The sequence below is a fragment of the Pelobacter propionicus DSM 2379 genome, assembly GCF_000015045.1.
Classification (GTDB): domain Bacteria; phylum Desulfobacterota; class Desulfuromonadia; order Geobacterales; family Pseudopelobacteraceae; genus Pseudopelobacter; species Pseudopelobacter propionicus.
In genome coordinates, this window is sequence record NC_008609.1 from 115,721 (window position 1) to 130,501 (window position 14,781).

A 14,781-nucleotide genomic window follows, 5' to 3' on the forward strand; every position below is an offset into this window, starting at 1 on the left:
GATATACCAGCTTCAGGAAGTTGATCGACGCTCTCATATCGGTTCGCTTACTTCTGCCAAGGCAATCCGCCGGGCACAGCTATTCCCGCCTCTGCGCATGACATTTCCATTTGCCGCTGGACCTCACGCGACATCTTATATTCCGCGAGAAGTTGTTGGACCTCTTCGGGACGAGCCACCTCGACCAGCACCGAGCACTGTTGCAGGTCCTTTTCCTTTTTCAGTTCCTTGTCCTTCCCAGTTCGACGCTGGGCGATGATAAGCTTATGCAGCATCAAAGCCTCAGGCGAAGGAATGGAAATACTAAAATCCTCGATGACGATAGTCACCGGCCGGACGAAAAGAAGATCAATGAAAGGTAGGGGCTGGGCCGCCACCTTCCAAGGCTGGACCAGGACCGATCCTTCTCCGCGGCCACCGCCTTTACGATGAGTTATAAATTCGACCTCGAATTCCCCATGAAGAAAGGTTTCAATGCCAGCATCGTAATCCTGGACCGGCGAATACCCCAATCGATCCAGAACTTCCGGGACGGTTTCAGGGGGCGCCGGAGGCACCCTCATGGCACCAATCACAGCAAAATCAATGTCGCCAGTCCTCAGACCGTACATTAGAGTGAAATGCTCCGCATATACCACCATCGGCCAACTGCCGATTAGAAGCCCATGCGTGAAAAAACCGATCCCCGAGAGTTCCCGGAGAAGGTCGGTTACGTCTTGCTCAAAGAAGGGACTCTTCTTAAATTGTATTTCCAAGCATTTACCCTTTCTGGAGGATGTGGTTAATTGTAGCCGCCCTCTTCCGACTGGCTTTCAGATCGTTCTGTAGCTTCTTTTTCCGCTCGAGCGCTGGTCGCAATTCCTCTGCTCGCTGGGCGGAAATGTGCTCAAACTTGACATGAGCGCCTTCCCTGTATTTTAGACAAAAATAGACATATACCTTGCCACCGCTCTTAACCTTCCGCTGACCGAGGCATCCCCTCGGGAGGTTTTCGAGTTCGGAAAAGATCTTCTCGATGACTCTGACGCACCGATCTCTCTCTGACTCCAACATCTTGAAAACACTGTTGTCTATGGCTCTGGCACGCATGGCCGCCTCCGTTTTTGTACCAACAGCTTACCATATAGATGTATCATGTGGTACAAATTTTTTGTACCAACAGGTATCTAATTTAGGGGCACATGTTGAGTCAAAATTTCCACAGATTTCAAGCGACAACGGCAGGACCTTGCTTGATGTGCACTTAACTTGCACGCCATCAATCCGGTCTTCACTTAGTTTTTATGTTGCATTATGTGATTTTGCTTCATATAATCACAGCGTGTTATAAAAAGGAGGATGTCCTAATGCAATCGATCCAGATCTCGTCCCTCAAAGATCTCGTCCCTCATGTCTCGCAATACATAGTTCCGCTCATTACAGAAGCGGTCGAAGTGTGCCTGCGAGCCCACGCTGATGACCCTTTCAACGATAATTGGACTTTCGGGACCCACCTTTGGAAGAACAGTTGGAACAGGATCAAGGCGACTTCTGAAATCGAGAACAACCCAATAATGACGCCTCTCAAGGGGAATGAATTCTGCTTTTCTATCGGGAACGCCACCATCCATCACCACCGGGTAGGCGGAGAAAGCCTGTTGCCAAGGTCAGCCAAGAAGGTCAAAGCTTTGGCCGATGAAGCCCAGTTGCCACTTTTCCCCCAAAAAAGAAGAGTCGCATTTGATAACGTGGTTCTCGGAATTGCCGCAGATGTGCAAATCGGCCTCAGTAAGATTTTTATCGGCAAGCTGGAAAAGGATGTAGCGTCTGACCGGTATTTTTGGTCTGAAACCGTTTCCCTTTTCAAGGCATCCGCAACGACGCTCGAAACACCTAACTATATATTTTTCGAAGAAGAGGCAGAGGCCATACCCGTCCTTATGTTGGAGCCAAAGGCCGTAGAGAGCGCTCAACCAGATGCATAAAACAACTGAAAGGACAACCGATGAGCATGCTCATAGACCCAGAAAGAATCACCTATGCTCGTGAGTTGAAAGGCTTTTCCAAAAAGGACTTAGCCCAGAAGGTGGATAAAACCCCGAGTGCCATTTCCCAAATAGAGAAGAGTATCATCAGGCCTGACACAGAGACGTTGATGCGGATTTCACTCGCGCTTTCCGTCCCCCCCAGTTTTTTCGCCAAAAAAGAAGGGAGGCGGTACATAAATCTGGGGCAGTGCCACTTCAGGTCCAAGAGATCTGTCAGCCAAGCTAAAAGAAAGCAAAGCGTCCGCATAGGCGACTTTTTCATCGAATTCGTCGATTTCCTTCAGCAACAAGGGATTGTCTTCCCCGAAGAGAAGTTGTCGGGATTCCAATCTTTCCAGCCCAAAAGCATGGAGGATATAGAGATAGTCGCAGCTGAATTGAGAAGGTCCTGGGGCATGAGCCTGGGTCCTATCCCAAACGTCACGAGGCTCCTAGAAAGCAAAGGCATTATAGTCACGCCCATCTACAATAGCTGCACTGAGGTGGACGCTTTTTCGGTATGGGCGGGAAAGCGCCCCTGGGTGATGCTCGCCCTAGGGAAGACTGCCAGCAGGGCTAGGTTTGATGCCGCGCATGAATTGGGGCACCTGGTCCTGCATGAGGAGCACACGCCAGGATGTTCGCTGACCGAAAACGAAGCGGACCGCTTTGCCGGGGCTTTTCTGGCTCCAAGGGACAGCTTTATCCTGGAATGCCCGAGGCGATGGGACTATGAGGCTTTTGAGAAGTTGAAACTCCGATGGAAGATGTCGATCCAGGCGTTGGTTTACCGGGCTTACAATCTGGGGGTCCTATCCCAACATTCGTTGAGAAAAGCCTTTATTTCGATATCGCAAAGCGGCCAGCGCAAGGATGAGGGCACAGAGTGGGCCAAGGAACAGCCTACGCTATTCAACCAAGCGTTGGAACTTATCTGCGACAAGGTGTCGTTGAACGAGATAGCTTCCAGTCTCTGTGTGTCCAAGGCGGATCTGATCGGCTATTTGAACGATGCGATATCTGAAGATTTGCTGGCTAGGCTTGATAAAAAGGGCGAGGACCAAAATGGGCAATTGGTCTTCTTGCGCGAAAGCTAGATGCACTCCACAAACACAAAAGCCACACGTTCGATGAGGAGTTTCTTTGATCTGCTCTCAGACTTGAGTTCCCATCCAAAGTCCCGATACGACGTCTGTACGACAACTTCAGGGGTATCATTTTTGATTTGAGCTGGCAGCGTAGGCGAATGTTCCGAATACGAGAAAAAGAAGGGAAATTATATAAGTCAGGAGTTTCTTTTTTCCTCTTTTATCATTGATCAACGGCTCAAGGGGTCTGCGGGGCTTCTCCGCAGCACCCCGTTGGTTGGGCACATTTATGTGCTGTATGGATCATCAGTTGTTGACCCACATGATGATTTCGGCAGGATGAAACTCTGCGCCTACGCACTCCACTATTGGGCGCGCGTTCAGGGCAGACATTAGATCTGACGATGGCACTCGCCCGCCGTGGCATTCAATGAACGCCTTTGGCGGAAACCCATTATGGTGATACTGAAACGCATGCGCAATGCCGTCTATCAGAGGTTCACATCGAGTTGCACGCATCAGCTGATGTTGGTGCCGGATAACGAGTACGCCGTCTATGTGAGGGTAACGCACTGCGCTACCTTGAGCGTCACGATGGAACGAATTTGGTGTAAGAAGACCTGACTCGGGGCTCGTAAGCGCCGCGATAGGCTCATTACTGAAGTCGTCCCATAGGATTGCAAGAACACGGAACGAGCCAGGTCGATAGTTTTCGTAGGCCGCAAACTTCTGCTCAGCCGAGATCAGGAAGTCTTTAACTGGGTTGTCTCGTGGCAAAGTTACGTTCTCGTATGGCAATCCACCCGACGGCAGGCGGATGCCAACTTGCCAGTCATTTTGTGCTCGAAGCCGCCCGTGCTGAATCAGACGCGGCGTTTTCACCTCGATCGCGCACCATTGGCCACTCACGCGCACTTCTAACTCCGGGTTCTTCTGTTGTCCAGCCGCAGGTTCGTGCGCGAATTGAGGATTTCCATCCTCGATATCTGCCCTCTCGCATAGGCCTGCGGTTACGTAGATTTCAGCAAGAATCGACAGAATTGCCTCGTATTGGTCCTCTCCTGTGTTCTCGATGGCTGAGATTCTTGATAACATTTCATTTGCGTAACCCGGAGTGATGGAATCGACTTTGTTGAGCGCGTCAATTAAGGCGGAGACGAACGGGAGGTCTATCCCCCGTGCCGAATTGTTCGAGAAGAAGCACAGCATGTGACGTGGGTATTCTGCAGGAATACGTTCTAGGAGTCTGTCGGGCTTAACGCATTCAGCCGTCATCTCCAGGGCGTTTTCAATTGGTTAACCTGCTGTATTTATTGAATAAGTCGTCAGCTTTAGCTTGCGTTTTCTTGGTGTATCCCGTATATTTGTCCGGTAATATCAACTGGTTAGGTATCGGGGTTGACTATGAAATCAAAGTTTATTGAAGTTGACCGGGAAACACCCTATCTGCTCCCGCCATCGCTGCAGGATTGGCTACCAGAAAAGCACTTGGCCCGGTTTGTGGTCGAAATTGTCGAACAGCTCGACCTGCGCTCTTTGAAAGCTACCTATGCCGGCCGAGGCTCGCAGCCCTATAACCCTGAGATGCTGGTAGCATTGTTGTTTTACGGTTATGCGACAGGCGTATTCTCCAGCCGGAAGCTTGAGCGCAGCACCTACGACTCCGTGGCATTCCGGTTCATAGCGGCAAACAGTCATCCTGACCACGATACCATTGCCACCTTCCGCCGGCGGTTTCTGCCGCAACTGAACAAGCTGTTTGCCCAGATTCTGCTGATCGCTCATCAGATGGAGGTGCTGAAACTGGGCAACGTTAGTTTGGATGGCAGCAAAATCAAGGCGAATGCCTCCAAGCACAAGGCGCTGAGCTATGAGCATGCCTGCAAGCTTGAAGAGCAGATCAAGGCTGAGGTTGGCGAACTGCTCAAAAAGGCCGAGGCAGCGGACCATGCCGATATTCCGGACGGCATGAACATCCCCGAAGAACTGGAACGTCGGGAAAAGCGTCTTTCCGCCATTGCCGCAGCCAAGGTCGAGATCAAAAAACGTGCCGCTGAGCGCCATGCTCGTGAACAGGCCGCTTATGAGAAGAAAGTCGCCGAACGGGCCAAGAAGGAGCAGGCAACGGGCAAGAAGGCCAAGGGGAAAGAGCCGAAACCGCCCAAATCCGGCCCCACTGCCAAAGATCAGGTCAATCTGACCGATGAAGAGTCGCGGATCATGCCGACCTCCGGTGGCGGATTCGAGCAGACGTACAACGCCCAGGCCGGTGTGGATACGGCATCAAAGCTCATCGTTTCGGCCCATGTTACCCAGAATCCCAATGACAAACAGGAGCTGACACCGACCCTGGAGAACCTGGCGGCGCTGCCTGAGAAGCTTGGCAAGGCAACCGATCTGGTAGCTGACAGTGGCTACTTCAGCGAAACCAATGTAACTGCCTGTGAGGAGAACGGGATAACTCCCTACATTGCCGTAGACCGGCAGAGTCACAACGTGCCACTGATGGAGCGCTTTGCCGAACCGCCGCCGTTACCCGAAGATGCCGATTCCGTGGCCAGAATGAAGCATCGCCTGAAGACACCTTCCGGCAAGGCGATCTACGCCCAGCGAAAAGTCACCTCGGAACCGGTCTTCGGCATCATCAAGGCGGTCATGGGATTCAGAAGCTTTCTTCTTCGTGGCTTTGAAGCAGTAAAAGGCGAATGGAACCTCGTCTGCATGGCCTACAACATCAAACGGCTGCATGTCTTGGCCGGATAGAATGAGAAATAGCGAAAATCAGCCTGTAATAACCGCAGTCATCGCTGAAAGGGCTGAATTAACCAGGTTGCCGGTGGGAAGACGAACACATACGGAACTTTTTTAATCGGCTTGGCCACAAAAGAGGGCGCCCCTGAGGTCAAGCCCGACAGACTCCTAGGAACGCCGTTCTTATTTCTTCCACTGACATATCAGCCTCTCCCGTGGTGCGAGTTCTTGGATTTTAGCCCAACGGGCATGGTTTTGACCCGCTAGCCTTTCCGGGCGGGTCGTAAACCTTGTTGGGTCCTCAGTTCTTTTCAGTCCTATGTCTCGAGTTGACCCTCCGCCTTTCCAAACTCTTAAACTTGCGCCATTCAGCTCTGGCACCTCCATACTCTCCCAAGTGTTCACTTTTGCCTCTTAAGCTTGTGGAGTTTTGACTGCCTTTTTATGAGCTTTAATCTTTGCCTTGATAACGTCGTAGCGGGTAATTTCTTCCATAAAGTTATCTATTGTTGGTTTTTTATATGCGTATTTGTCACTGTGCGAATGCCCTTCCATGTATTGACAACACTGATAAAATCCATCTTGTAATTTGTCTGCCAACTCACGGCAAAAACAAGCTTCGTTAAGGGAATCAACGCTCACGCGTTCAGCGAATCGCTGAACAACATCGCTGAACATCCCACTGATAACAAGCATCTCATAGCAAGTGCGAAGGGCAGTAAACCCTGCCTTCGTCAAATACTCTCTGCGGTCAGGTGGGCAAGTGGCTTCTTTTGCTTCGCTGTAATGCGCCATTGGTATGTTGGAATTGCGGTATTTTTTCTCAAAAGACGGCGAACTATTAATAAAAACATGCCCAGGTTTTTCGTCACGTTTTTCAATCCAATGGCAGGTATAAAGCGTTTTGGTAGCTTCGCAAATGGAAATAAGGGTTGAAACGAATACTAAATCGTGCGTAAAAACTACAATTTGCTTTTTAGCTGTTTCGTTGACGATGCGATTGCCGATAAGGCATTTCCTCTCATCGTCAAGGGAGGTTACGGGATCATCAAAGATAATGCCTCGCGTAATCTCCGAAAGGTTGATTTCTGCCAAGAAGTCGGCTAGGGAAATTACTTTTTGCTCCCCTTCGCTTAGTATCTGCGATGGTTGATTCTTGCCTTTCAAAAAAAGCTGCTTATAGGAAGCCCCTGATGCACCAGTGTGGCTTATATCAATTTCGAAATGGCCGTCCAGTGCTTCGCATTCCTGGTTGAAAGAGGCGGCATAGGCATCATTGAAGTATTTTCCAGACAGCTCTTTTGCCTTCTTTGTCAGCTGTAACCTAGATATATTATCTTTTGCAGTTTTTGCGGCTGTATCGGCCCAAATCAAACAATCAATATACGATTCAATGTCACTTATGTGCTGCTCAAGTTTTTCTTTGTGATTCAAAAAAGTAATGGTGGTCTGTAGCTTTTTAATTTCCTCAGAAGGGTCATTTTTTTGCAATTTGGTAATAGCTGTGTCGATAGATGTTGAAATAGTGTCAATAGGTGTAGTCTCGATTACGACTGCTGCTCGTTTATTTATTACCTTAGTTTCAATGTCTGAGCTTATGTCAGCTGCTAATGCCTTCTGAATCAACAGGCTTGCCTTAATACCTTTTAGCTGTTCAGGATGGTTTTCAAGGAGCCATGTAGTCAAGACCGCATCATCTGGCAGAAGATCGAATTTCAAACCATCATATACCGCCTTAGTCGCCTTCAAGACACCATTCGCAGCTGTAGCATTATGTTCCGCCTGGCTTTTTATGAAAACCCAGTACGACTCAATTAGTTTTTTCGCCTCCGCCGATAAAGGCTGCCGGCAAAAAAGGCATGTGTCTATGTCCTTGGGGTAAGGTCCACCATTATCCTCTTGCTGAATCGCAAATTTATTGGCCGCAACAATGAAAGCCTTCCATTCAGCGCTTTCGACTTTTTCAAATGTATCCGTCTTGACGTTTTCAAGCCCCTCATTATTTGCGATTTCATCCTTGGTTATACAATCAGATATGGCTGTCTGGATGGCAAGAAGTGCTTCGGCGGACAGTTGTTTATTGTTGTCGGCTATCGAAGTTTTCAGCGTTTCCAGTAACTTCTTATTGTTAGTTAGTATCCCAATTTCTTTGTCTTTTTTTAACGCCTGTAATTGAACCTTCTGGCTTTCAAGTTCTGTTCTCTTTGCCTTGTCTGCCTCTGTAAAAGGTATCATCTTCTTTAAGTCGGCAACCTTTGTTTTAGCAGACAAATTCACCATGAATTCCCTTATTGCTGATTCGCCGTCGAATAAAGCTCCATAATCCTTTGGGGCTATTTTCGTACTGACTTCTTTCTCAATTTTTTCTTCAAGTTTCCTGAATGCATCGGTTAAATCAGCGAAAAAATTAAGTCCTGCGGGTCTAAACTCGGGTCTGTTTTTTGCTAAATGTATGCTTACGCATTTGTTATCAAAAATTGAAAACTGTTTAAATTCTGTTTTATCTTTCTGGGTTGGATAGTTCAAGGTATATGGCGTTGCATCTGTCTTAAACTCAAAAATAGCTTTGGTTGCTTTATGCCCAGAGGCTAAATGTATATTTGGAATAATTGGTTCGGTTGTGCGACTGTGAAAGGCTTGTTTCAGTAGACGAATATAACCAGATTTACCTGAGCCGTTAACACCATATATGATTGTAAGTTTTGGGCTAAATTCAATGGTTTGTTTCTCAACAAGGGCGTTCACACCCTCTACCCCGTAAAGACTGCTAAGGAGCAGATTTTTATGGTAATCGCTATTCGAGATGCTGTCGCAAGTAATATTAATGCTTTTTCTGTGTTTTTTCTCCTGCAGGCCTGCGTCTTCAAGAAAATAGGCGTATGCATCATTTATGTCATTGTCTGTTACTTCTGTTCCGGAAAGAAGTTTGCCTGCCAAATATTTGGTGTAGTACGGCAGGGAGCAGGCGTATTTCATAATCTGGGAATTAAGATTATCGGCGTTTGTAACAGACACCTCTGTCATGTGACCCTCCTTGAAATATATTGTTCATCATTCCATTTTTTCGGCCAACGAGGTCGGCCATGACCCGCCAGCCCAGTCTTTTCGGGCGGTCGGCGTCTATGGACGTGGTGTACGCCCGGGATGGGCGTGAACTTATGGGGTGCAAGTCCCCTGTCTTTGAATCCGGTACCGTCGTGAGACGGGGCAAAAGTACTAGCCGACGGCAAGGGCGTCTCTGCGAGGAGCCGTCCGTGAGGAAGCCCGAGCGCAAAGCTATGAGCCGACGGACAGAAACAGCATACAAGGCCGTCATCCGGGCAAGCCAGCACCACATGACGAAGTCCCATGGATGTTGTCAATGGTAGTGCAATAATGTCCCAAAAGCGGTAACGAAAAGTGTACCGCCCTGGAAGCCGTGGTATCCCTTCTGGAGAAAGGAGGGGTGCCCATGATTTCCACGGAGGTAGTTATGGACATAGCCGCGCTCAAACGCTCCGGCCACAGTATCCGATGGATCGCACGCAAGTTGGGCATTCATCGCAAGACCGTGAAGAAGTATCTCGAAAGCAACTCTTTCCCTGCCTATCATCGGAAAGACATCAAACCATCCATCCTTGAACCGTATCACCAGATCATCCGGGATTTTCTCGATGAGGATGAATATCAGGCCACTTGGATACTCACCCGTATTAAAAGGATGGGGTATTCCGGCAGTTACGATACCCTCAAGGTATTCGTCCGCTCCATCAAGGAACAGAAGCGGCGCATCGCCTATCAGCGCTTCGAAACGGAGCCTGGGCTCCAGGCCCAGGTTGACTGGGGAGATTTCAAGGTGGTCGAGTCCACGGGAAAGACCACAACCCTCTACGCCTTCGTGATGGTACTGGGATTTTCCCGGGCCATGTACGTCGAATTCGTTGAACGATGCACCCTGGAGGTGTTCATGGACTGTCACCTCCGGGCATTTCGCCACCTCAAGGGCGTTCCCGCCGAGATCCTCTACGACAACATGAAGCAGGTCGTCGTGGGCCGGGAGAATGGCCGGCCGGTGTTCAACACCGAATTCCTTCATTTTGCCAGGCACTACGGTTTTACGCCCCGCCTCTGCCCTCCCTACAGCCCCTGGGTAAAGGGAAAGGTCGAACGCCCCATGCACTATGTGCGAGAAAGTTTCTGGAGGGGGTACGGATTCCATTCTCTGGAAGAGACCAATCAGGATGTTGCCGCCTGGATCGCGGAGACTGCCCACCAGCGCATCCACGGTACCCACCGTCAGCAGGTTCAGGCCCGCTGGGAGCAGGAGCAGCCCTGCCTGGGAGTTCTACCGCCCTCCGAATACGACACTTCCCTCAAGTATTTCCGCAAGGTCTACAAGGACTGCCTGCTTTCCTTTGGCGGCAACCGCTACTACGTTCCCTACCAGGAAGCCGGGAGAAAGGTTCTCCTGAAGGTCAAGGCCGGCGTCATTCGGATCTATCACGATGACGAACTGCTGGCCCTGTACCAGATTCCGGAACTCAAAGGGCAGACCATCGGCATTCCTGACAAACCGCCACCCCGGACTCCTCGGCAGACCCCGCGCTATGGCCAGGACCGGGGGAAGGCCACCCGTGGTCTCACGACCGGAACGCTCTACCCCGAGGTCTACCGTCGCCCTCTGGAAGAGTATGACCGCTACGCCGCCGGAGGTGCCCCATGGAACAGCTGACCTATGAGCGCCTCCAGGACAACCTGAAACGACTGAAACTCTTCAAGGCGGTGGAAATCCTTGACGATGTCGCCACCATCACCCAGAGCGACGGGAGCTCTCACCTTGCTTTCCTTGACCGGCTCCTGGAGGAAGAAGTGGCGGCAAAGGACAAGCGCCGTGTGGATACCGCCATGAAGATCGCCGGTCTTCCCATGGCCAAAACCATCGAGGAGTACGACTTCACCTTCCATCCCCATCTGGACAAGAAAGCGGTGATGGAACTCTTCGATCTGACCTTTCTGGCCAAACACGAAAATGTCATCTTCCTGGGACCGCCGGGAGTGGGTAAGACCCACCTCGCCATCGCCCTGGCAATCAAGGCCTGCTATCACGGCTTCAAGGTCTACTTCACCACCATGCACACCCTGATCGCCAAGCTGAAGGAGAGTCAGGCCAAGGGAAAGGCCTATCTCAACTCAAGTCTGGTGATCGTCGATGAAGTCGGCTACCTACCGGTCAACAACCAGGAAGCCTACCTCTTCTTCCAGTTCATCTCCTATCGTTACGAGAAAAGCTCGACCATCATCACCTCCAACAAGAGCTTCTCCGATTGGCAGGAACTCTTCGGAGACCAGGTCATTGCTTCGGCCATCCTGGACCGCCTGCTTCACCACAGCAAGGTGGTCAACATCAAAGGGCACAGCTACCGGTTACAGGGACATGCCTTCGCCAAGCAACTCTCTCAGAAAGGAGGTGAATCCATTTCAACAACACCTGATTGAGGAACTTCTCTAACCAGCAGGGTGGTACACTTTTCAATTCCCGAAACTGGTACACTTTTGCGTCCCCATTGACATTCGGCTCTTACCGTCCGGTCAGTTGCTCCAGCTTTTCCGGGTAGCGGTCCCCCTGTACCCTGATCTTTGCGGCAGCGGTCTCGATCTCCGCCAGGTCGTCAGGGGAGAGCTCAACGGCGACGGCCCCGATGTTCTCCTCCAGCCTATGCAGCTTGGTGGTGCCGGGGATGGGAACGATCCACGGTTTCTGGGCCAGCAGCCAGGCCAGGGCGATCTGGGCCGGGGTGGCGTTCTTCCGTTGCGCCATGTGGCTCAGCAGATCCACCAGCTCCTGGTTGGCCTTCAAGGCCTCCGGAGTAAAGCGCGGCAGGCTGCTGCGGAAATCGCTACTGTCGAAGGTGGTGCTGTGGTCCATCTTCCCGGTGAGAAACCCCTTGCCCAGCGGGCTGTAGGGGACCAGGCCGATGCCCAGCTCTTCCAGGGTCTGAAGCAGTCCCTCTTCAGGTCGCCTGAACCAGAGAGAATACTCATTCTGGGCCGCCGTCACCGGCTGGACGGCGTGGGCGCGGCGGATGGTCTGCACGCCCGCCTCGGACAGGCCGAAGTGTTTGACCTTGCCCTCACGGATCAGGTCGCCCACCGTACCGGCCACATCCTCGATGGGCACGTCCGGGTCGACCCGGTGCTGGTAGAAGAGGTCGATGACGTCGGTCCTGAGCCGCCTGAGGGAGGCTTCGGCCACCTCCCTGATGTGCTCCGGCCGGCTGTTCAACACGGGAGCGCCCCCCTTCATGGCCCGGGGATCGACGCTGGTGTCGAAACCGAACTTGGTGGCGATCACCACCCGGTTGCGCAGCGGGGCCAGTGCCTGACCCAGCAGTTCCTCGTTGGTGAAGGGGCCGTAGACTTCGGCGGTATCGAAGAAGGTGATCCCCCGCTCCACCGCTGCGTGAAGCAGGGCGGTCATTTCTTTCGTGTTTTTCGGGGGACCGTAGGAAAAGCTCATCCCCATGCAGCCCAAGCCCAGCGCCGATACCTCAAGACCGTTGTTTCCCAGTTTGCGTTTCTGCATTGTTTTCCCCCGTCACTGTTTATTGGATGTCACTGCTGACAGGCTGTATCCTACTCCCGGCTTATGTTGGACCGGTAGACCGATCCTCTCTATTTCTTGCCCGATCCTGCGGCGGGGTGAAAAAACGTTGTCAGGCTAGCAGGGGCGGGATAGCATGCAGGTGGAGGATGGTATGGAAAAAGAAACGCTTGAACGGGATATTGGGAAGGAATGGCTGGATAGTGCGGTTGGAACGTTGGCGGAGAACATTGCCCGATGGGCCGGCGAGGGGGAGCGATTCGACACCCCGGTGCCGGGGTTGTCGCTCTTCCGCCGGGAAAATGTGACCGAGCCGACCACCGGCATGTACGAGCCGAGCATCTGCCTGGTGGCCCAGGGGGCCAAGCGGGTGGTGCTGGGGGAGGATTCCTTCATCTATGACGCGCGCCACTACCTGATCACCTCCGTGCATCTCCCCACGGTGGTGCAGATCCTGGAGGCGAGCCGAGAGAAACCGTACCTGGGGCTCAGGTTGAAACTTGACCTGCGCGAGGTGTCCCAGCTGATGGTGGACAGTAACCTCCCTCCGCCCCAGGGGGGGCAGGCGGGGCGCGGCATGGCGGTGGGGGAGGTCACGCCGGCGCTGGTGGCAGCCCTGCAGCGGTTGGTCGGCCTGCTGGACGACCAGCGGGACATCCCGATCCTGGCGCCGATCATCCAGCGGGAGATCATCTACCGTCTGCTGGTGGGGGATCAGGGCGCTCGTCTGCGCCAGATCGCTTCGGCGGGAACCCAGAGTCACCAGATCGCGCGGGCAATCGACTGGCTGAAGGGGAACTTCGACCAGTCGCTGCGCATCGATGACCTGGCGGCCCATGTGCGCATGAGCACCTCCACCTTTCATCAGCACTTCCGCTCCATGACCGCCTTAAGCCCTTTGCAGTTCCAGAAGCAGCTGCGCCTGCAGGAAGCCAGACGCCTGATGCTGGCGGAACATCTGGATGCGGCGACCGCGGCGATTCAGGTGGGCTACGAGAGCCCCTCCCAGTTCAGCCGCGAATACAATCGCCTGTTCGGGGCCCCGCCGCTCAGGGACATCACAAGCTTGCGTCACATGGCTGTTGGCGAGAGAGCATAGAACGTGCGCGGCCGAACCGTTTTTGGATTGGGGACGAAACGAGGCGCTAGGCCCTGTTCGCCGGGATATGCGGTCAGGAAAGGAGTGCTTCTGCCTGAGGAGGCTGAAGGGTGGAAAACAAAAAGCGGCTGGCGGGGTTTTCCGTCAGCCGCTTTTTGTCTGGGGCAGTGAGCCCAGGTCTCAGGAAAGCTGGCCCATGACGTATTTCATCCCCAGCTCCAGAAGCCCCCCCTCAGGGACGGTTCCGTCCGGGGTGATCGTGTCGATGAAGTCGGGTAGGTAACCGGCTATCTGGCTGCTCAACTCCTCCGCCGGCAGGCCGCTCTTTTCGGCAAGGCTTGTGAGCAGGTCGCTTCCTAGCCCTTCTCTGATCTGCTCCGGCGAGATGGGCAGGTTCTGGCCGGTGCCGACCCAGGACGAGATGATGTCGCCCAGCCCGTTCTGCTGAAACGACTGCAGCAGCCCGTTCACTCCTCCCGCGTCGAGGCCGGACAGCACCTCCATGATACCGCCAAGATTTGCCTGCTCTCCGCCGGCTCCGCCCAGCATGTTGCCGATGATGTCATCAAACAGTCCCATATCCACCTCCCGTAGCCCCTGACGGGCTTCAACTGCATAGATTTTTTTGCATTTCCCGCCATTCGACCGGCTGCGGCCGTATTATAAGGGCAATTCCCCTGTATTTCCACCCAAACCGGTCTGCCGGATGGCGTGAATGATGTGTTGTACAGGGATGCGGAGTGGCGGCAGGCTGGAGCGCAGTGCAGGGAAACCTGACTGCTATGCTGCTCAGGCTGCGGGCTGTTTCGCCTTTTTTCGCGGCTTGGGAGTTGCGCGGGGCTTTTCAACCGGGATGGTATCGGGAAGCGGCACGAAAGATGCCGGATCTGCCGGCTGGAGAATGGTGTAATGGGAGGAAGCGATCTTCCTGGTGACTCCATCGCTGAACAGGATCGTTGCCCTGAGGGGGGTTACCTCCACCACCTTGCCGATCCCCCATTCAAGCGCTCCGGAATGACTCACTACGGTACCTCGTTTGATCGTCATGTTCTCTCCTCTTCTTACTTCGGTTAACAGCTACTTCGTCTCAATACCGGCCAGGGAAGGGCGAACAGCCAGTGCCGTTGCCATTCGTAGGCCGGGAGCCATCCCGTTGTTAGAGGCAACGGAAATGGCCGGGAATGCGTCTCTCTCCTCACACGGGACTGCGTTCCGTTCCTGATGAATGATTCCGAATGACGGGGCTGTCCGGAAGGG

General features: G+C 52.8%; 13 protein-coding genes. 6 read left to right on the forward strand and 7 right to left on the reverse strand.

The window, feature by feature from the left end; genetic code table 11:
- Window positions 1-47 precede the first annotated feature (47 nt).
- Together PPRO_RS00500 and PPRO_RS00505 are read right to left on the reverse strand one after the other, a co-directional pair.
- Complete coding sequence (locus PPRO_RS00500) at window positions 48-755, reverse strand: nucleotidyltransferase family protein (protein ID WP_011734054.1); 708 nt, start codon at window positions 753-755, stop codon at window positions 48-50.
- A 4-nt stretch (window positions 756-759) separates the two neighbouring features.
- The gene (locus tag PPRO_RS00505; RefSeq protein WP_041532057.1) at window positions 760-1,089 is read right to left on the reverse strand and encodes a hypothetical protein; all 330 of its coding nucleotides are present in this window, start codon (window positions 1,087-1,089) and stop codon (window positions 760-762) included.
- A gap of 257 nt (window positions 1,090-1,346) precedes the next feature.
- Between PPRO_RS00505 and PPRO_RS00510 the strand changes: the two genes are divergently transcribed.
- Together PPRO_RS00510 and PPRO_RS00515 are read left to right on the forward strand one after the other, a co-directional pair.
- Entirely contained in the window at window positions 1,347-1,964 is a 618-nt protein-coding gene (locus tag PPRO_RS00510) for a hypothetical protein (RefSeq protein WP_041532058.1), read from the forward strand.
- A gap of 20 nt (window positions 1,965-1,984) precedes the next feature.
- Window positions 1,985-3,103, forward strand: a complete 1,119-nt coding sequence (locus PPRO_RS00515; protein WP_011734058.1) for a helix-turn-helix domain-containing protein — start codon at window positions 1,985-1,987, stop codon at window positions 3,101-3,103.
- Between the two features lie 297 nt (window positions 3,104-3,400).
- Here PPRO_RS00515 and PPRO_RS00520 read toward each other — a convergent pair whose 3' ends face one another.
- Window positions 3,401-4,369, reverse strand: coding sequence for a hypothetical protein (locus PPRO_RS00520; protein ID WP_011734059.1), 969 nt, complete (start codon window positions 4,367-4,369; stop codon window positions 3,401-3,403).
- Between the two features lie 129 nt (window positions 4,370-4,498).
- On the opposite strand from PPRO_RS00520, the gene PPRO_RS00525 reads away from it, so the two are divergent.
- The gene (locus PPRO_RS00525) at window positions 4,499-5,857 is read left to right on the forward strand and encodes an IS1182 family transposase (protein ID WP_011734060.1); all 1,359 of its coding nucleotides are present in this window, start codon (window positions 4,499-4,501) and stop codon (window positions 5,855-5,857) included.
- Window positions 5,858-6,259: 402 nt separating this feature from the next.
- Here the strand turns inward: PPRO_RS00525 and PPRO_RS00530 are convergent, their stop codons facing one another.
- Complete coding sequence (locus tag PPRO_RS00530; protein WP_011734061.1) at window positions 6,260-8,869, reverse strand: AAA family ATPase; 2,610 nt, start codon at window positions 8,867-8,869, stop codon at window positions 6,260-6,262.
- Between the two features lie 448 nt (window positions 8,870-9,317).
- Between PPRO_RS00530 and istA the strand changes: the two genes are divergently transcribed.
- Window positions 9,318-10,556 (forward strand): IS21 family transposase, encoded by a 1,239-nt coding sequence (istA, locus tag PPRO_RS00535; RefSeq protein ID WP_011734942.1) that lies wholly within the window; start codon window positions 9,318-9,320, stop codon window positions 10,554-10,556.
- Window positions 10,544-11,320, forward strand: a complete 777-nt coding sequence (gene istB, locus PPRO_RS00540) for an IS21-like element ISPepr5 family helper ATPase IstB (protein WP_011733826.1) — start codon at window positions 10,544-10,546, stop codon at window positions 11,318-11,320. Before istA ends, istB begins: the two co-directional genes overlap by 13 nt.
- A gap of 82 nt (window positions 11,321-11,402) precedes the next feature.
- Here the strand turns inward: istB and PPRO_RS00545 are convergent, their stop codons facing one another.
- Window positions 11,403-12,407 (reverse strand): aldo/keto reductase, encoded by a 1,005-nt coding sequence (locus PPRO_RS00545; protein WP_011734062.1) that lies wholly within the window; start codon window positions 12,405-12,407, stop codon window positions 11,403-11,405.
- A gap of 172 nt (window positions 12,408-12,579) precedes the next feature.
- On the opposite strand from PPRO_RS00545, the gene PPRO_RS00550 reads away from it, so the two are divergent.
- A complete protein-coding gene (locus PPRO_RS00550) occupies window positions 12,580-13,524 on the forward strand; it encodes an AraC family transcriptional regulator (RefSeq protein WP_049759806.1) in 945 nt (314 codons plus the stop codon).
- Window positions 13,525-13,704: 180 nt separating this feature from the next.
- Here the strand turns inward: PPRO_RS00550 and PPRO_RS00555 are convergent, their stop codons facing one another.
- Both PPRO_RS00555 and PPRO_RS00560 read right to left on the reverse strand, forming a co-directional pair.
- Window positions 13,705-14,103, reverse strand: coding sequence for a YidB family protein (locus tag PPRO_RS00555; RefSeq protein ID WP_041532059.1), 399 nt, complete (start codon window positions 14,101-14,103; stop codon window positions 13,705-13,707).
- Between the two features lie 210 nt (window positions 14,104-14,313).
- Window positions 14,314-14,571, reverse strand: a complete 258-nt coding sequence (locus PPRO_RS00560; protein WP_011734065.1) for a DUF3553 domain-containing protein — start codon at window positions 14,569-14,571, stop codon at window positions 14,314-14,316.
- Window positions 14,572-14,781 lie beyond the last annotated feature (210 nt).